Here is an 18,070-nt window from a genome sequence, read left to right as displayed (position 1 = left end):
TGGTAATCTAATATTATGATTTTTAGTAAGTATAAAGTATTTGCCGGTCCAACTGAAACTGTGCCTGGATTATTTTGCAGGTATAGTGATCATAATTCAATTCAAACAATCTTTGAAATCAAAAAAAGAGATTATTCAAAACCATTACTTATACTTAGCAATTCACTTGATAAAGTAATTGAACTATATCAGCTGAATAATTATCAATTGGACTTCATACACAAAAATAATGTCAGCGACATGACATTTGTTGTGCCATTGAAAAGTCTCGTAGAAGTTGATAGTCATTTATTTATGGTAGATGGTTTGAAAAGATATTCTGGTTTTAGAGTCACACATGTTAAATGGTTGTCAGAACTCATCAACGAAATTGGCTTGATTGCTCAAACATCATTGAATCATTCTGGAGAAGATCCGATTATGAATTCTCATGACATACCACAAGATATAAGAAGCCAAATAGATTTTATTTATGAATTTCACTACAAATCTTTGCAAAAACCTTCAACAATAGTCAAACTTTTTGATAACCATTTTGAAATTGTAAGGTTAGGAAATGCTACAATTATTGAATAATGTTTTCACTGAAGTATACTCAAAACTTTTTCACAAATTCAGGTAAAGTCAAACTAATTCTTGCAAATCAAGATTCTTCCTTGCCAACTTTAGAAATAGGTGGTGGACACGGAGAATTCAGCAAATTTTTGAAACCTCACTCAATTATTCTAGAAAAAGATATCGAACTTGCTACAAACCTCAAAAAATATTATCCAAAGCTGAATATTTATAATGTTGATTTCTTTGATTTTGAATTGCCAGATTTTGATTATCAAGTACTTTCTAACTTGCCTTTTGCATTTACTTCAGAAATTTTGACTAAATTGATGAAAAATAGTCATTTTCAATATGGGGTTTTTATAGTTCAAAAAGAAGTTGCTGAAATGTTTATGGGAGTTTTTCGCAATAATCTAAAATCAATTGTATATCAAAATTATTTTGGCTTTGATATTCTGATGGATTTATCAAAAAATGATTTCAAACCAAAGCCAAGTGTTGAAACTCAGGTTATCAGAATCTCAAGGATAAAAAATCCGTTGATTTGTGGTAATATGGAACTTATCAAATTTGAAAAGTTAGTTAGAGAAATAGGCAAAGCAAGAATTGGAGAAGGTGATTTTTTGAAATACATCCGAAAAAATCTACGACTTTATACAGTCATATGTATCAATTGAAAAATAATTTCTCAACCCAAAATCCACCATTTTTCATGCCTGATGCAACTTATGGAGTTGTAAATTCAGTTTCTTGGTCAGATCTAAAACAAATTGGAACTTCTGCAATTGTGACAAATACTTTGCATAATTATCTAAACTATTTGAATAGAACTGGTAGAGATATGAGTTTAGAAGAATTGAAAAATTTAACGAATTCTCAAAAATATAACTTTAGGAATTTGACAAATTGGCAAGGTGGAATTTTAACTGATTCTGGAGGTTTTCAAGCATATAGTTTCGCAAAAAGAGGTTTAGGAAGAGTAACTGACGAGTTTTTCAAATTTAGCTCACCGATTGACAAAAGTATCCATAAACTAACACCAGAAAAATCAATTGAAATTCAGTTTGCACTTTATTCTGATGTCATAGTTGTACTTGATGATCCTCTTGAACCAGATTCTGAAATAGGTAGGATAAAATCATCAGTTGAAAGAACTGTTCGTTGGGCGAAGATTTGTAAAGATTATTTTGAAAAAAGACTAAAAGAAATAAATGAATTTGATAATAATTACAAACCTCTTATTTTTTGTGTAATTCAAGGTGGAGGAAATTTTGAACTAAGGAAATATTGTTTTGATAAACTTGCTGCAATCGGATTTGGTGGTTATGGTTGGGGAGGTTGGCCACTTGATAAAGATGGAAGTTTTTTGGATGAACTTGCTGAGTTTAATGCAGAACTTGTAAATAGCTTGAATTATGTTTTGAATGTGTCTCCAATGAAGAAAGTTTATAACTATGCAATGGGAGTAGGTGCGCCTCATGACATTATAAAATGCTTGAAGTATGGTTATGATCTTTTTGATTGCGTATTGCCAACTAGAAACGCAAGGCACGGGACTATTTATACTTGGAATGACTCGCTCTGTGATCATTGTAGTAATAATTCATCTCGTTCTAGTTTTGAAACAATCAGGATAAATTCAGCCAAATATGAACATGATGACAGAATGATAAATCCTAACTCAAAAAGTGAAGAACTTAGAACAACTAGTTTCAAATATCTAAGACAATTATTCAAAATCAAAGATAGTAATGCATTTAGAATTGCAAGTTTGCAGAATTTAGAGTTTTATAATGAGTTGGTTGAAAAATTTTGTTAGAATTTTGCAAATATATATAAAATCTTCATCATGTTCACATTAACTTTTCTCCTAACTTACCTATTAACTAGCGTAATACATCGCAATCTTATTAAACATTTAGACTTCAATGTGAGCTACTTTATTATTACAATCTTGAATTATATTTTATTTATCTCGATAGGTTTAATGTTTTTCGGTAAAAATGCAGCTATAGCAATCTCAATGTCAGTAGTTTTTGTTATTGCAGAATACTCGTTTAGTTATATTTATCACTTATTTCAAAAACACAGATTATATAGTTATGCCGATAATTCATTTGATTTGATTAAATATGCAAGCTTAGTGAATATTGGATATTATGCTGGAGGCGTTTTATTAATTATTGCAACAACTAATAATTTTATACCATCTGCAATTAAATTAAATATAAATCCAAATCAACTAATAATTCTCAAACTTCTTCTTTTGCTATTTTCAATAATGATTGCAACAATTTTTCTACTAAGTAAGTTTTATAATTTAGACAATGAAAAATTGAACTTACAGTTTAGATTTAGCAGATATTTTCTAAGTATAATTTTACCAATTATATTTTTGGGGGTATTTTTAACAAATATCTCAACCAATTTTTTATTTATATTTCTTATAGGTAGCGTTACCGGATCAATAGGAGAAGGTGCTCTTGGTAATACAATTAATTTAATAGTTAGTAAAAGGTATAAACATTGGGAATATTTCGATTATCCAATAATGAGAAGATATACATCAATATTAATGTTGCCTGTTTGGGGAATTGCTGCGGTTATAATATTTATGTTTATCAATATTTTATGAATCTTCAACTAACACACCTACATTCCGAGTTTGATAAGTTACACGAACTGCATGGTGATACAAACTTCAATTCAATATATGGAGCTGGTTGCACAGAAAATCCAAAATATGTTTTTGTCTTCATGAATCCAACTGCGAAAAATATTAGTTCACACAAAAGCTGGACAGGAATTCAGGCACCTTGGATTGGAACTAAAAATGTTTGGAAATTATTTCAAAGAGTTGGGATGTTAAATGAATAATATTTTAAGAATACTCAAAATAATGATGCTTGGACAGCAGAATTTGCAAAGTCATTGTATAATTATTTAGCTGAAAACAAAGTTTATGTGACAAATTTGGCAAAATGTACACAAATTGATGCCAAGCCGTTGAAAGATAAAGTGTTTAGAAATTATTTAGATTTGATGTATCAAGAATTATCAGAACTTAACCCAAGTAATACAATGTTATTTGGTAATCAAGTAAGTTCGATTGTTTTGAATAAAAGAATTTCAGTAAGTAAGTATCAAAATTTAGAATTTGAAATGTTAAATATTGGAGAAAAAGAAATAAAATGTTTTCCAATGTATTATCCTGTTGGAATGGGAATGATGAATATGCCAAAAGTAATAAATTCACTAAAGTTACTTATTGGCAAATGATTTTACAAAAATAATATTAACTAAATAGTTTGAATTTTTCATAAGATTTTTTATGCTAATTTTAGGAATCGAAACAACATGTGACGAAACTGCTGCATCAGTTGTTGAAAATGGTCAAATAATTTGGTCAAATATAATTGCTTCCCAAGCTGACTTGCACGCAAAATATGGTGGAGTTGTGCCTGAAATTGCTTCACGACTTCACCTCGAAAGATTACCAATAGTTATAGATGAGGCTTTACAACAAGCTAAAGTAATTATTGATAATATTGATGCTATCGCAATTGCGCGAAATCCCGGACTTCCACCTGCACTTTCAGTTGGCTATGCTTATGCTTCAGGACTTGCATTGTCAGTAGATAAACCACTTCTCGAAGTTGATCACCTCAAAGCTCATGTTTGGGCAAATTTTCTTGAATTCAAAGAATCTGATAATGTTGTTGCAAATAATAGATCTAGCATTACAAAGAAGTTGCCAAATCAAGCTCTTTGTCTTCTAGTCTCTGGTGGACACACTCAGTTGATATTACTCAAAAATGTAGATAATAAATTTGAACTGGAAATAATAAGTGAAACTGTAGATGATGCAGCATGAGAATGTTTTGACAAAGTTGCTAGAGTCCTTGATCTTTCATATCCTGGAGGAGTAAACTTAGAAAAATTGGCAAAACTTGGAGATGAAAATAAATTTGAATTACCACATCCTATGACCGGGAATGGATTTGAAGAAAATTTAAACTTTAGTTTTTCAGGTTTGAAAACTCATGTAGTAAAGTTAGCGAAAGAATTGAAAGAAGTTGAAAAACTTGAAGAAGAAAAAAGTAATGTAGCAGCAAGTTTTCAAAAAACTACAGTTGATATACTTTGTCAAAAAACTTTGCAAGCTGCGCAAAAGTATGGTGCCTCTCAAATTTATCTCGCAGGAGGAGTTGCAGGAAACACTAAACTTAGAGAAACTATGACTAGAGTAATGAATCAATATGATATAAAAGTAAGTTTTCCACCTCAAATACTCTGCACTGACAATGCTGCAATGATTGCTGGATTTGGATATCTTTTAGTTAATTAAACATTCAGAGAAATTTTGATTTAAAAGTATCCAACTTTTTAGTATTATTTCATCATATGAAAATGAAATTCAAAGCATCAAACTTCAAAAGCATTTTTTTTATATTTTTGATTTTAATAATAGTTTTCGGCTTCATAATTGGCACTGCTATTGTTCTCACGAGAGACAAAAATGTAATCACAGAGACGAATTATGATGATATAGCAAATGAATTATTGAAAAAGTATGATTACACATCAGCTGCCAAGGTTCTTGCAGAAGGCATCCAAAAACATCCTAACGACACGAACCTTTATCATAATCTAGCTAACATTTACTTAACTAAAAATAGAACAGATGATGCATTGCAAGTATTGAAACTTGGATTAGAAAAAAATCCTTCAAGTCTAACCTTGATGATGGAGATTCTTGACATCTATTATTTAGAAAATGACATGTCTAATTTGAATTTGTATTCAAAGAAGTTTTGGGCAAATGTCAACATTGAGAATGTTGAAAATCTTGTGAAAACAACTGATCTAAGTAAATCCGCATATCTTTACTTTTACTCTATGAAGGATTCAGATTTTGATGCTGCAAAGACAAATTTGAACAAAATAGTTATTGACTATCCTTCTTATATCAAAGGAGAATTTGAAAGAGAAATTTTTATAGTTTTAGCATTATCAAATTATACTATCCCTACTACAGCAATAAGTTATTTAGATAAAATTGAGGCAGGATATGTAGATGAAGAAGTTATTGAACTAAGAAAGTTATTTGAAAATCAAGAAATTAGCCAAAATGAAAAACTCATAAATATTGCAAGATATATGGCCAATCATTCGTTATCTATCCTTGCAAAAGATATAACTGAAAAATTTTCTGCTGAAAATCCGGAGTATTATGGTGGATTTTTGATAAAAGGTATAGCTGAATATCAACTTAATAATTTTCAAGATGCTATAAATGATCTAACAAAAAGTTTTGATTTAAATCCAACACCAGAATCTCAAATCTATCTTGCACAAGCTTTGGAAAAAGTAGGCGAGACTCAAAAGGCAATTTCGACTTACGATAAAGCTATACTCATGGATAGTAACAATGCAAATTTGAAAATTTATGCTGAAATGCTATTCCGAGCAAATCTCTACACTCAATCTGCAAATGTTTACAAAAAGATGAATTTTGCGAGCAAATCAAAAGATGATTTTGCAAACTATATGCGACTAAATTATATATTATTCAACAAAGTGAATGATTATGAAAATCTTTATAGAAACTCTGATGATATTCTTCGGTTTTGGCAAAATGCTGATGGGTATACAGAAAATTATTATTTAATTAAATTCTATAATATTTGGTCTTCCTATCAAATAAATGTTCTAAAAGAAGAAAATAAAAGCAATGCATCTTTTTATATCAAGGTTTTTCAAGATTTGTCAAATTTGGATAAAGAATATCCAGACATGGCTATACTGAACTATTATATTGGCATAATTTACAAAGATATGTTAAAATTTTCAACTACTGCTGATTCAATTGATGAGATATCAAAAGCATACAAAGCAAGACTTGAAAAAGTTCTAGATCTTGACAATACAGGTGAATTTGCAGCTAAGGCTGAATCCTTACTTAAACAATAGTTATAATTAATACTTTCATGGATGATATAAATTGTAATACGAACTTAGACTTTGATCAAACCGAACCAAATAATCTTCCATTAGACCAGACATACTTAGAGAAAAAGGTTGCTGATTTAGAGAAAAATTTGGAAGAGGAAAAGTATCAAAAGTTGAAAGCTTTAGCTGATTGTGATAATTTGAGAAAAAGATTTGAAGAAGAAATTGCAAAAGCAAGAAGTTTGGGAAATACCTTAATTTTTTCAAAACTATTGGAATTGTCAGATGATATAGAAAGAATAAGAGAGAAATCAGCAAACGAAGAGGATGTCCAAAAAGTAGTGCAAAATTTTGATATTTTGGGGGAAAAGATATTTCAATTTTTACATAATCAAGGAATAGAAGAGCTGCATATAAGTGAAGGTGATAAATTTGACGAAGAGAAAATGGAAGCTATAAGCTTGGTTGATGTAGATGAAGAATCAAAAGATGATACTGTGAGATTCATTGTACAAAAGGGTTATATGATGAAGAGTACAAATACAACGCTGAGACCTACGAAAGTTATCGTTGGTAAATTTAATTATTCAAATTAATGACAGGTAAATATATAATTAACATTAATGTATAAGAGTAACAATTCATTCTCAAATAATTTCAAACAGAATTCGAATTACAAAGGAAACAATTATAATCCGAACTATAAACCAAGATTCAACAAGCCATTTAAAGCTAGAGAAAATACATATGGTTTTAATAGAAACGAATATATTTTGGCAACAGAGGTCAGAGTAATTGATAGTGATGGAGAGAATTTGGGGATTTTGTCTACAGATGAAGCAAGAAGAATTGCAACTGAACAAGAACTTGACTTAGTTGAAATTTCTGCAAATGCAAAGCCACCTGTTTGTAGGATTGTGAGTTGGGATAAATTTCGATATGAAGTAAAAAAGAAACAATCTGAACAGAAACAACATACAACTGAAACAAAAGTTTTATGGATAGGGATTAACTCATCATCAGGTCATTTGGACCAAAAGATTGAAAGAGCCATTGAATTTACAGAGAAAAGAATGCCTGTGAAAGTAGAAATTCGAGCTAAAGGAGGAAGAATACCGCAAGGCAAATTTCAGGAGATAATGGATAAAATCCTTGAAAAACTGAAAGATAATGTTAAAATAGATCAACCTCCAAAATTTGAAGGTAATAGGAGATATACAGTTATTTTTTCAAAGAAATAGTTTTACAAAATTATCAAGATGAAACAAAAAACGCACAAAGGTCTTTCGAAGCGATTTCGAGTTACAGGCTCCAAAACAGAACAAAAACTTATGCATAGTGGTCAATTCGACAATCATCATTTGAAAGGAAAGAAGTCAGCACTGAAAAAAAATCGAATGACTGGCGATAAATCTCTAACAAAGACTGCACAAACAAAAACTATAATTAAATGGATATAAAAAAATGAGAGTAAAAAGAGGCATTTCAGCCCATAGAAAACACAAAAAAATACTAGGATTGACGAAAGGCTACTTAGGATCAAATCACAAGTTGATCAAAAGAGCAAAAGAAGCAGTATTGCATGCCGGAGATTATAGCTTCAGACATAGAAGGAGACGAACTTCTGTATATAGAGAAAGATGGATCAAAATGATTTCTGCAGAATTAACAAAGTATGATATGAGATATAGTGAATTTATAAATAAGCTTGGAAAATCTGATTTCAAGAGATTGAACAGGAAAATTCTTGCTACCCTAGCTCTTGATAAACCTGAAGTTTTTGGTGAAATAGTAAATAATGTAAAATAATTACTAAGATGACTACTAGAAAGGAAGAAAAACAACGCGAAAAACAAGAAAAAGTAGATGAAATAGTTCGCTTGTTTACAAATAATGTACAGCGTAAACCAGATTTATTGGAACTAGAAGCACATAGCTTTAATACAGGCGAATTAATAAATCCTGGAACAAAAGGAGTTCGAAAAGTTTTTAGTGAAGCTATAAATAATTTAGCTAGAATAGCTGCAGAATTTATTCTTTTGAATAGTTCAGTAACTTACAGACAATTGTTGCAAATACCTCCTGAGTCGTTTGAAATATTGGGGGAGGGTATAGATAAACTCACAGATCCTAAAGGAATAGAACATAAACCTACAACAAAATTTCAATTAATGCTACTAAAAGCTTTGGGAGCAAAATTAAGGGAATTGAATTTGATATAATATAATCGAATATAGTCGGTAGCTCGACTACACTATGTTGAGACTAAGGATCCCGCAACTGCGGGATTTTTTTGTCTATTGAAAGGTTTTATTGTTATAATCACCGCCATGTCAGAAACAACTGAACTACAAAATAAAGTAAGCCTCATAGACACTATTTCAGAACTAGATACCTTCGAAAAAGATACAATCGGTCCACAATCCGAACTAATGAAAAAGTTCAAAGATCTTACTCAGTTACCTGTAGAGCAAAGAAAACTGCTTGGAAATGAATTAAACAATCAAAAAAAATTGTTGCAAAATATCTTTGATACAAAGCGAGAAGAGCTAAAGAAGAAAGAATTGTCAATACAGCTATCTACTTGGAAGGATATAAGTCTTGCAATTCCGCAACATAAGATTGGCAAACTAAATCCACTCACACAAGAAAGATGGAAGATTGAAGATATTTTCCAAAAAATGGGTTTTGAAATTGCTTATGCTTTTGAGGTAGATAGTGAATACAACAATTTTGAAGCTGTAAATATACCTGAAGGTCATCCAGCAAGAGATAGTTGGGATACACTTTTTACAAATGTTGACAAAAATGTTTTGATAACTCATACTAGCTCACTTCAAAATAGGATATTGAAAGAGTTCGCTACGAAAATCGATGCACTTGAGAACGGATTTCTTGGAACTGCAGGTATTGGAAAATGTTTTCGACATGAATCCACTGATGCTCGACATGAACATACTTTCTTCCAGTGTGAAGGTGTCGTAGTAGGGAAGGGAATTAGGTTTAGTGATATGATAGGTATCTTGAAAACTTTTTTTGAAGCCTATTTCGAGAAAGAAGTTGAGATCAGAATTAGCTGTGATTACTTTCCTTTCGTTGAGCCCGGAAACGGCATTGAAATTAGATGGGATAATCCAAGTGAAAATATTTTGAAAATAACGAAAGGTACTGGTTGGTTGGAAGTTCTTGGTTGCGGAATGATTCATCCAAATGTTTTGAAAATGGCCGAGATTGACCACGAGGTTTATTCCGGCTTCGCTTGGGGTTTTGGACTTGAAAGATTGGTAATGATAAAGTATGCAGTCGATGATATTAGACTTTTTCATTCAGGAGACCGAAGATTCTTGGATCAGTTTTGAAAATGATTAAGTGCTAGACGCTTGATATATCATATATTTATCAAGTAAGCTAAGTCAGAGTTTATGTAATCAGCATTCAAGTTCCAAATACTTCACAGACCTAGCTAAGTGCATTATGATTATTGTAAATTATAGAATAGAAGGAAAGTAAATAATATTTAGTATCAAATAGATTTTATCTAATATTTTATATTTAATTGTTATATAAAAATGCTTATTTCAAATAACTGGTTAAAAACTTATATCCCGAAACTTACTAACGACACAGAAGAATTTAGAACACAAATAACACAAAAACTTGCAGAAGTTGAGGGATTTACATTCAGAAATGATAAATTGAACAAACTTGTTGTTGGAGAAGTACTTGAAGTTAGCGAACATCCAAAGTCAAAGAAGCTTCATATCTGCAAAGTTGACATTGGAAATGAAGCTGTGGACATTGTTTGTGGAGCCACAAATGTAAGAAGCAATTTGAAAGTCGTCGTTTGCAAAGTAGGCGGTAGTTGCTTGAATGAATTTGGAGAGAAGTTTGATATAGATGAAGCTGAGATTGCAGGAATCAAGAGTCAAGGAATGATTTGTTCTGAACGAGAACTTGGACTTAGTTCGGAGCATAATGGTATACTTGAACTGAATAATAATGAAATTGTAGGTACTGAATTAGTTACCGACGAAGACATCAAGGGCGAATTCAACCCTGATATAGTTTATGAAATTGAGAATAAAAGTTTGACACATAGAGGCGATTGTTTTGGGATAAAAGGTATAGCTAGAGAAGTCAATGCAATATTAGAATTAGATAATTTTGCAGAAATTGAATACAAGCTTCCTACAAAAACTACAAATCTTGATTTGGAAATCGAAATACAAACAGATAATTGCAAAAGATTTTCAGGAATAGTGATAAAAGGTGTCAGAGTTGGGCCATCACCAATTTGGTTGATGGATAGACTTGCTTCAGTTGGTATGAGACCGGTGAATAATATAGTAGATGCTACGAACTTTGTAATGATGGATTTAGGACAACCGATTCATGCTTATGATTACAGTAAAATCAAAGGAAATAAATTGATTGCAAGAGATGCAAATCTTGATGAGAGCATTCTTACATTAGATAATGTTAGAAGAGATTTGAATGAATCAATGATGTTGATTTGCGATGGTGAAAATACTCCAGTTGGCATTGCTGGCATAATGGGTGGCATGGATTCAGAAATTAGTAATGAAACAAGAACTATACTAATTGAGGCTGCGAATTTTGAAATGTTCAATATCCGAAGAACAAGTAGAACTCTAGGACTGAGATCAGAGGCATCAACTCGTTTTGAGAAGGGCCTTGACCCAGAACTTACAGTGCAAGCAATAAATGAAGTTGCTAGTTTGATAGTAGATATCGCAGGGGGAGAGGTTGCATCTGAAATTATAGATATTTATCCAGAGCCGATGAGTGACAAGTACGTGGAATTTGACTTCAATAGAGTATCGAGATTTCTTGGTATTAGTATGGACAAAACTGAGGCAATAAATAAGCTAAAATCACTAGGTATCAACACAGATCACGCAGCATATGTTAATGTCGATGGAGTCAACCCAGTTTTGAATACCAACTTTGTGACACTTCTTATTCCTACTTGGCGAAGAGATATAAACATTGAAGAGGATATACTTGAAGAAATTGGGAGGTTGTATGGTTATAATTTGATAGAGCCAACAATACCAAAGCGAAATGCTACTCCAGTTAAAACAAGCGATGTATCAAAACTGGAAAGGAAGTTGAAAACTTTCTTAATTGGACAAAGTTTTGATGAAATGTTAAGTTATACATTTGTAAATGATAATCTTTGGGAAAATAGCAACCTGAACTCAAACAGCCTTATACAAGTTCTAAATCCTTTATCACCGGAACTCAACAAATTACGAGATACACTTTTACCATCATTATTGGAAAAAGCAAGTATCAACAGGAGAAGGTTTGGATTTGAAGAAATAAATTACTTTGAACTTACAAGAATTGTGACAAACTCTATGATCGAGTCAAATGGAGTAATAAGAATACCTTCTCAACCTTGGAAACTTGGATTGCTAACTACAAATAAACTAGAGCAATTGAGTCATTATGTTCAAGAAGTTTTGGACATTAGTAATATATCTGACAATTATGAAATTGTAAGTTTTACTGAACTAGGAGACACGGATGATATACAACTTATCTTCAATCCATCACAAGCTGGAATTGTAAGAATTGGAGAAGATATTCTAGGTTACTTTGGTTTGGTGAACCCCCAAGTTAGCGAGAATTTCAAACTGAATGAAGTTGGACTTGCAGAATTGGATTTGGAAAAGATGCTGAAATATAGTGAGCGGAATAATCTGAATTTCAAACCAGTCAGTACCGAAGCTATCTCACAAGACATAACATTCGAAGTAGGAGACAGGTTTCAGATAAAGGAGCTAGTAGACTTCATAAAAGATAACTTTTTTGACATTGAAGTATCTCAAGTAAGTAGATTTGATAAAGATACCAAACATGCTGTTACAGTTAGAGCAACTTCTGAAGATAAGAATATAGTAGACTTGATAACAAAAGAAGTTGTAGAAAAATTGGGAGCACAAGTTGGATAAAATGAGTAACAACTATTTATTGTCAATTCACTTTACCTTTAATTATAAAGTTTGATTTTGAAGAAAATTGCTTACTGTATAGTAAAGCTAACTTGCTAAATCCATTATTTTATTTGAAACAATTTGCATTAGCACTGCTTCTTTGTGATTGCTAGTTTTTTACTTCCATTCTTCAAAAATAATGATAAAATTAAAATTAGATGTAATTTTACATTCAATTTATCAAACAATTTACTTTATTTAACAAGCTATGTTTCAATTCAATTTACTAGACCTTTTCTCAGATAGGGCAAAAGAAGCAATTCAAAACGCAGCCAAATACGCACTTGACTTTAGAATGCCATTTATAGATACAGAACATCTGTTGTTGGGAATTTGTAGTGATGATGTTGTAGATAGAGTATTGAATGATTTAGGAACATCATCTGAAGCTATAAGAAACCGAATAGAACCAAGCCTGACTCCTGGCAATGCAACGAATGCAAATCAAATTGAGATTTCACCTCGTGCAAAACAGGTTTTGGAACTTGCTATACAAAATGCAAGAAACTTGAATCATAGGTATGTAGGACCCGAACATATTTTGATAGGATTGCTTGAAGAAAATGAGGGGTTGGCTGCACAAGTCTTGAAGTCTTTTGGACTAAACCTTCCTGAAGTTCGAAACGCAGTAGAAAAAATAGTTGGAGCTGAAGAACTAAAGAAAAAAGAAGTTAGTGAAACGCCCACAATTGACAAGTATAGCCGTGATCTTACAGCACTTGCAAAGGCAGGGAAAATTGATCCAGTTATAGGAAGAAGCAAGGAAGTCACTAGAGTTATACAAATTCTTAGTAGAAGAAAAAAAAATAATCCGGTTTTGATTGGTGATCCTGGTGTGGGAAAAACTGCAATTGCTGAAGGTTTGGCACTTAGGATTTCTAGTGGAAATGTTCCTGAAGTCTTACTTGACAAAAGGGTTATGGCGCTTGATCTCGGGATGCTTGTTGCTGGTGCTAAGTTTCGAGGTGAATTTGAAGAAAGAGCGATGAAGATTCTTCAAGAAGTTCAGAGAGCAAAGGGAAAAATTATTTTATTTATCGACGAGCTTCATACAGTTGTTGGGGCAGGTGACAAAGAAGGTGGACTTGACCTAAGCAATATAATGAAACCACCATTAGCTAGGGGTGAGCTTCAGATGATTGGTGCAACGACGATTGATGAATATAGAAAATATATAGAAAAAGACGGAGCCTTGGAAAGAAGATTTCAACCAGTTCAAGTTGATGAACCAACAATTGAAGAAACTATAGCGATTTTGCGAGGAATCAAAGACAAGTATGAATCCCATCACAAAATTGAAATTACTGATGAAGCTATAGTTGCTGCTGCTGAATTTGCTGAGAAATATATTCAGGACAGGTTTATGCCGGATAAAGCAATTGATCTTATCGATGAAGCTGCAAGTAAAGTTAGGTTAGAAAAAATGGTAAAGCCTGAAGATTTGAAGAAGGTTGAACATGAGATAGGAAAAATGGAACAAGAAAGAGAAAGTCTTACAGTTTCCCAAAAGTTTGAAGAAGCAGCCGCTTTGAAATTGGAAATAGATGAAAAGCAAAAAGAGATTGAAAAATTGACACAAGAATGGATGAAAGTTCGAGGAACTGGAACTCCAAAATTAACTGAAGATGATATAGCTGAAGTTTGCTCAATGATCACAAAAATTCCAGTTAGTAGACTTAAACTTGACGAAAAGTTGAAACTAATTAATTTAGAATCAGATATTCACAAAAGATTGATAGGTCAAAACGAAGCTGTTCAAGCTGTCGCAAGTGCTATTCGTAGAGCCAGAGCTGGTTTGAAAAGTCCAAGTAGGCCAATTGCTAGTTTTCTATTTCTTGGCCCAACTGGGGTAGGTAAAACAGAACTTGCAAAATCAGTCGCTGCTGAAGTATTTGGAAGTGATGAAAATATAATCAGAATTGACATGAGTGAATTTAGTGAAAAATTCACTTCAAGCAAACTAATTGGAGCTCCTCCAGGTTATGTTGGTTATGATGAAGGTGGACAATTAACTGAAAAAGTTCGTAGAAATCCTTATAGTTTGATCTTACTTGACGAAATAGAAAAGGCAGATAATGAAATCTTCAATACTTTACTTCAGATTCTTGAAGATGGAAGATTGACTGACGGAAAAGGTAGAACAGTTAGTTTCAAAAATACTATAATTATTGCAACAAGCAACTTAGGTTCTGAAATTATTCAAGATTATTATAAATTTGGGAAAGTAAGTAATGCATTGGGTTTCAAAGTTAATGAAGATACGGACAATATCGAAGCGAAAAAAAGTAAAGTTACAAAAAATGATAACCCTAAATCAACTTGGGATTTTGTAGTCCAAGAAGTCAGAGAAGACATAGACAAATTTTTCAAACCAGAATTTATAAACAGACTTGATGGGATAATTATTTTCAAGCCACTTGCAAAAGATGAAGTACAACAAATAGTTAGGCTAGAACTCGACAAAGTAGTCAAAAACTTAGTATCTCAACATTTTGATATGAAATACGATGAAAAAGTCATCGAACAACTATTGGAAGATGGATTTAGTGAGGAATTTGGAGCAAGGGAAATAAGAAGAGTAATTCAAAGAGAAGTAGAAGATAAAATCGCAGAAGGGATTTTGCAAGATGAAAATGACTTTGAAGTGAAAGTTGGAAAAGGCAAGCTAAAAATTAAAAAGATATAAGAAACCATTTGCTGATAATATCGACAAATTTTTTCAATATTGTCAGCAAATTTTGAAAGAATAAATCACACTTTATAAATTCTTTAAAGCTTCATCTATAACTTTGCTTATACCTTCTAAATCTTGACTAGAGCTTTTTACAAGCTTCCCATTTACAAACCAACTTGGAGTCCAAGATACACCAAGTTTATTTCCTAGATCTATATCTTTTTGAACATTTTGTCTATATTTTGCAGAGTTCATGCTATTTAGAAATTCTTCCTTATTTACACCAAATTCTTCTGCCCAAAGTCCAAAATTATCTAGCGTGAAAGTGACTTCTCCCATATCTGTACCTTGTTCGACAAAAAGTTTGTTTGCATACTTCCAAAAAGTATCAGAGTTTGATAAACGAAACACTGTCTCAGCAGCTTCGGAAGCATCAACTGCAAGTTGACCATGAGATGGCAAAGGAAAATGTCTAAATCTAAACTGCACTTGATCTTTGTACTTTTCATAAAGTGCAGGTTCAATTGTCATATTTGCATATCTACATGCAGGGCATCGAAAATCACTAAAAATATCTACAATTATTTTAGGATCATTCGTCCCTTTTGTTATCTCAGACTTTGTGGCGTTCAATTCAGTTAGAACTTCTGAATCTTTATTTCCATTTCGAGAAATTAGATAATATATACCAAGTATTGACAAGATCACTGTCAAAAGTACCAATATCTGTGGTAAGTATTTTCTTAATTTATCCATATCTTTTTTATGCATATAATTTATAATCAAAATATTTTAGCACATACAAACTTTCTAATAGTAATAATTTGCAGTAAAAGTAGAATTTTCGTAAAATCAATATATGTTCAACCAAGAAAAACAAAGTCAAAAATCTGAAATTTTAGCTGATAAGGTTGGTCAAATACTTGGCAGTTGGAAATTTTTGATAATACATACTATATTTATCGCTTTTTGGATTATATTGAATTTGGTTTTGATAGCATCCGAAGCCAAAATTACAATTGATTCTCAAACCTTCCAAATTTTGAATTTAATTCTGGCAGTAGAATCAATGACTTTCATGCCTCTATTACTTATTTCTCAAAACAGACAGGAAAAAAGAAATCAAGTTCGTGATGATGCTGACTTTATAGCTGATTTGAAAGCCGAAAAACTTATAGAAAAAATAGAGTTTATAATTGAAGAACTGGCGAAAAAAGATAAACTCGAAATTCCACAAGAAAAGAATATAAAAGTTGATGAGGTTTTGGATGGGAGGATTCCGTTACCAAAAGTAATAAAGGTATAAAAAACTTGTTGCTAGTTTGTCTCAACGAAGCAAATTTTTCCTGTTTATGGACAAACCAAGAAGTTCAAAAGTGATCCTTTAAGACAATTTACACAAATTAATTATGAATTTAGCAAAAGATTTGTTGATACTTAATAATTTGTATAAAATAATTTACAAGAGTTACACTATTTGAACAAAAGTTAGTTTACATTTTTATACACTTTGAAACTATCACTAAACACTAATCAGTAAGCACTAAATAAATTGTCAAGCATATAAACATGCTACAATCAATAATAATGTCAAAAGATCTTACAACTCTAAAATCATTAACTCAAGAAATACTTGGAGAAGATAGACTTGCCGAACTTCTCAATCAAATTGCAAACGGTGAAAAAGTTTATCATTATATAGGCTACGAAGTTTCAGGTAGACCACACATTGGGCATGGGATACTAGGTATGATGGTTATAAAAGAACTTCAAAAACTTGGCATTCACTGTAGAATTTTCATTGCAGATTGGCATGCTTGGATCAACGGAAAACTTGGTGGAGACTGGGAATTGATTCAAAATACCGGAGTTGGACTTTTCAAAGAATATATGATTGCTGGAGCAAAATGCGTTGGCGTTCAGCTTGATGGAGATAATCCACTTGAATTTATAACAGGATCTGAACTTTATAGTGGAGAATATTATAAAAATAATCCTGACAAAATTCCTAATAATTTAAATGCCTCCCTCACAAGGGAGGATGTCTTAGTGACAGAGTCACAAAACAGGAAAGTTGCTCAAGATAAAGTTCTATCTCCACTTACATACTGGGAAACTCTTATAAAAGTCAGTAAAAACACAACACTTGCAAGAATTCAACGAAGTATAGATATCATGGGTAGGACTGAAGGGGAGGTTGTGAACTTCGCAAGTCTGATTTACCCTCCACTTCAAGCTGCAGACATCTTCTTTATGGACAACAAAATTGTCCACGGAGGTATGGATCAAAGAAAAATACATGTAATTGCAATAGATGTAGGAAATGAATTGGGGTTCAAACCTGTTGCTATACACCATGCATTGATACTTGGATTGCAAGCACCATCAACTGAAACGCTCCAGAAGGTCAAGAAAGGCGAGGAAATCTCTGCAACGGAAATTAAGATGAGTAAAAGCAAAGCAAGTACTGCAATTTTCATGGATGAGAACGAAGAGGAAATCAGAAGCAAGCTAAGAAATGCTTATTGTCCCGAAGGTGATGATACTCTCAACCCTATACTTGACTGGTGTGACAAGATTATTTTCAAACTTGATAATCCAAAATCAAAATTAAATAAGAAATTGGAAATAAAAAGAAAATTAGAATGGGGGGGTGATCTGACCTATACTGATTTTGCAACTTTGAAAGAAGACTTCCTAGCAAAGAAACTACATCCCGTAGATTTGAAAATTGCAGTAGCTGATTACTTTGTAGAACTTTTGCAACCAGCACAAGAGATTTTGAATAAACCTGGAGTTTTGAATATGAAAGAAGAGATAAAAGCAAAAACGGGAAGATAAAATTTGTTTTTGTTATTAAACCTAT

At 32.0% G+C, this 18,070-nt stretch carries 18 protein-coding genes and 1 pseudogene; 18 read left to right on the top strand and 1 reads right to left on the bottom strand.

The window, feature by feature from the left end:
• Positions 1–15 precede the first annotated feature (15 nt).
• The 16 genes and pseudogenes from IPJ91_01170 to IPJ91_01095 all read left to right on the top strand — a co-directional run bounded on the left by IPJ91_01170 (position 16) and on the right by IPJ91_01095 (position 15,216).
• Positions 16–576, top strand: a complete 561-nt coding sequence (locus tag IPJ91_01170; protein QQR93751.1) for a Sua5/YciO/YrdC/YwlC family protein — start codon at positions 16–18, stop codon at positions 574–576.
• Positions 576–1,232, top strand: a complete 657-nt coding sequence (locus tag IPJ91_01165) for a hypothetical protein (protein QQR93750.1) — start codon at positions 576–578, stop codon at positions 1,230–1,232. Before IPJ91_01170 ends, IPJ91_01165 begins: the two co-directional genes overlap by 1 nt.
• Entirely contained in the window at positions 1,220–2,374 is a 1,155-nt protein-coding gene (locus IPJ91_01160; GenBank protein QQR93749.1) for a tRNA-guanine transglycosylase, read from the top strand. The genes IPJ91_01165 and IPJ91_01160 overlap by 13 nt, the downstream gene beginning before the upstream one ends.
• A 135-nt stretch (positions 2,375–2,509) precedes the next feature.
• Positions 2,510–3,190: a hypothetical protein gene (locus tag IPJ91_01155; protein QQR93748.1), complete on the top strand. Its 681-nt coding sequence runs from the start codon at positions 2,510–2,512 to the stop codon at positions 3,188–3,190.
• Positions 3,187–3,432 (top strand): hypothetical protein, encoded by a 246-nt coding sequence (locus IPJ91_01150; protein ID QQR93747.1) that lies wholly within the window; start codon positions 3,187–3,189, stop codon positions 3,430–3,432. Before IPJ91_01155 ends, IPJ91_01150 begins: the two co-directional genes overlap by 4 nt.
• 87 nt (positions 3,433–3,519) lie before the next feature.
• Positions 3,520–3,834: a hypothetical protein gene (locus tag IPJ91_01145; protein QQR93746.1), complete on the top strand. Its 315-nt coding sequence runs from the start codon at positions 3,520–3,522 to the stop codon at positions 3,832–3,834.
• 52 nt (positions 3,835–3,886) lie between these two features.
• Positions 3,887–4,903: pseudogene (tsaD, locus tag IPJ91_01140) on the top strand (tRNA (adenosine(37)-N6)-threonylcarbamoyltransferase complex transferase subunit TsaD).
• Between the two features lie 56 nt (positions 4,904–4,959).
• Positions 4,960–6,528 (top strand): tetratricopeptide repeat protein, encoded by a 1,569-nt coding sequence (locus IPJ91_01135; GenBank protein QQR93745.1) that lies wholly within the window; start codon positions 4,960–4,962, stop codon positions 6,526–6,528.
• A 17-nt stretch (positions 6,529–6,545) separates the two neighbouring features.
• Positions 6,546–7,103, top strand: a complete 558-nt coding sequence (locus tag IPJ91_01130) for a nucleotide exchange factor GrpE (GenBank protein QQR93744.1) — start codon at positions 6,546–6,548, stop codon at positions 7,101–7,103.
• Positions 7,104–7,130: 27 nt separating this feature from the next.
• On the top strand, positions 7,131–7,748 hold the full coding sequence (gene infC / locus IPJ91_01125; GenBank protein QQR93743.1) for a translation initiation factor IF-3: 618 nt from the start codon (positions 7,131–7,133) through the stop codon (positions 7,746–7,748).
• 18 nt (positions 7,749–7,766) lie between these two features.
• Complete coding sequence (locus IPJ91_01120; GenBank protein QQR93742.1) at positions 7,767–7,967, top strand: 50S ribosomal protein L35; 201 nt, start codon at positions 7,767–7,769, stop codon at positions 7,965–7,967.
• 4 nt (positions 7,968–7,971) lie between these two features.
• On the top strand, positions 7,972–8,316 hold the full coding sequence (gene rplT / locus IPJ91_01115; GenBank protein QQR93741.1) for a 50S ribosomal protein L20: 345 nt from the start codon (positions 7,972–7,974) through the stop codon (positions 8,314–8,316).
• A gap of 8 nt (positions 8,317–8,324) precedes the next feature.
• Positions 8,325–8,729 carry a hypothetical protein gene (locus IPJ91_01110; protein ID QQR93740.1) on the top strand — a complete coding sequence of 135 codons (405 nt, stop codon included), beginning with the start codon at positions 8,325–8,327 and terminating at the stop codon, positions 8,727–8,729.
• Positions 8,730–8,837: 108 nt separating this feature from the next.
• Entirely contained in the window at positions 8,838–9,866 is a 1,029-nt protein-coding gene (gene pheS, locus IPJ91_01105) for a phenylalanine--tRNA ligase subunit alpha (protein QQR93739.1), read from the top strand.
• 210 nt (positions 9,867–10,076) lie between these two features.
• On the top strand, positions 10,077–12,488 hold the full coding sequence (gene pheT / locus IPJ91_01100; protein ID QQR93738.1) for a phenylalanine--tRNA ligase subunit beta: 2,412 nt from the start codon (positions 10,077–10,079) through the stop codon (positions 12,486–12,488).
• 250 nt (positions 12,489–12,738) lie between these two features.
• Positions 12,739–15,216 (top strand): ATP-dependent Clp protease ATP-binding subunit, encoded by a 2,478-nt coding sequence (locus tag IPJ91_01095; protein QQR93737.1) that lies wholly within the window; start codon positions 12,739–12,741, stop codon positions 15,214–15,216.
• Positions 15,217–15,288: 72 nt separating this feature from the next.
• On the opposite strand, the gene IPJ91_01090 is transcribed toward IPJ91_01095, so the two are convergent.
• Positions 15,289–15,975, bottom strand: coding sequence for a thioredoxin domain-containing protein (locus tag IPJ91_01090; protein ID QQR93736.1), 687 nt, complete (start codon positions 15,973–15,975; stop codon positions 15,289–15,291).
• Positions 15,976–16,063: 88 nt separating this feature from the next.
• On the opposite strand from IPJ91_01090, the gene IPJ91_01085 reads away from it, so the two are divergent.
• Both IPJ91_01085 and IPJ91_01080 read left to right on the top strand, forming a co-directional pair.
• The gene (locus tag IPJ91_01085) at positions 16,064–16,510 is read left to right on the top strand and encodes a DUF1003 domain-containing protein (protein ID QQR93735.1); all 447 of its coding nucleotides are present in this window, start codon (positions 16,064–16,066) and stop codon (positions 16,508–16,510) included.
• Between the two features lie 281 nt (positions 16,511–16,791).
• Positions 16,792–18,045 (top strand): tyrosine--tRNA ligase, encoded by a 1,254-nt coding sequence (locus tag IPJ91_01080; GenBank protein ID QQR93734.1) that lies wholly within the window; start codon positions 16,792–16,794, stop codon positions 18,043–18,045.
• Positions 18,046–18,070: the final 25 nt, after the last annotated feature.

Source organism: bacterium, assembly GCA_016699595.1.
GTDB lineage: Bacteria > Patescibacteriota > Dojkabacteria.
Note: the sequence above shows the minus strand (reverse complement) of the source record. Positions and strands in the feature narration are given on the sequence as shown.

What these genes read in the sequence shown, in the direction of transcription:
- IPJ91_01170 (QQR93751.1), top strand. Translation starts at nt 16, where the DNA reads ATGATTTTTAGTAAGTATAAAGTATTTGCCGGTCCAACTGAAACTGTG.
- IPJ91_01165 (QQR93750.1), top strand. Translation starts at nt 576, where the DNA reads ATGTTTTCACTGAAGTATACTCAAAACTTTTTCACAAATTCAGGTAAA.
- IPJ91_01160 (QQR93749.1), top strand. Translation starts at nt 1,220, where the DNA reads ATGTATCAATTGAAAAATAATTTCTCAACCCAAAATCCACCATTTTTC.
- IPJ91_01150 (QQR93747.1), top strand. Translation starts at nt 3,187, where the DNA reads ATGAATCTTCAACTAACACACCTACATTCCGAGTTTGATAAGTTACAC.
- IPJ91_01135 (QQR93745.1), top strand. Translation starts at nt 4,960, where the DNA reads ATGAAAATGAAATTCAAAGCATCAAACTTCAAAAGCATTTTTTTTATA.
- IPJ91_01130 (QQR93744.1), top strand. Translation starts at nt 6,546, where the DNA reads ATGGATGATATAAATTGTAATACGAACTTAGACTTTGATCAAACCGAA.
- infC (QQR93743.1), top strand. Translation starts at nt 7,131, where the DNA reads ATGTATAAGAGTAACAATTCATTCTCAAATAATTTCAAACAGAATTCG.
- IPJ91_01120 (QQR93742.1), top strand. Translation starts at nt 7,767, where the DNA reads ATGAAACAAAAAACGCACAAAGGTCTTTCGAAGCGATTTCGAGTTACA.
- rplT (QQR93741.1), top strand. Translation starts at nt 7,972, where the DNA reads ATGAGAGTAAAAAGAGGCATTTCAGCCCATAGAAAACACAAAAAAATA.
- IPJ91_01110 (QQR93740.1), top strand. Translation starts at nt 8,325, where the DNA reads ATGACTACTAGAAAGGAAGAAAAACAACGCGAAAAACAAGAAAAAGTA.
- pheS (QQR93739.1), top strand. Translation starts at nt 8,838, where the DNA reads ATGTCAGAAACAACTGAACTACAAAATAAAGTAAGCCTCATAGACACT.
- pheT (QQR93738.1), top strand. Translation starts at nt 10,077, where the DNA reads ATGCTTATTTCAAATAACTGGTTAAAAACTTATATCCCGAAACTTACT.
- IPJ91_01095 (QQR93737.1), top strand. Translation starts at nt 12,739, where the DNA reads ATGTTTCAATTCAATTTACTAGACCTTTTCTCAGATAGGGCAAAAGAA.
- IPJ91_01090 (QQR93736.1), bottom strand. Translation starts at nt 15,975, where the DNA reads ATGCATAAAAAAGATATGGATAAATTAAGAAAATACTTACCACAGATA.
- IPJ91_01085 (QQR93735.1), top strand. Translation starts at nt 16,064, where the DNA reads ATGTTCAACCAAGAAAAACAAAGTCAAAAATCTGAAATTTTAGCTGAT.
- IPJ91_01080 (QQR93734.1), top strand. Translation starts at nt 16,792, where the DNA reads ATGTCAAAAGATCTTACAACTCTAAAATCATTAACTCAAGAAATACTT.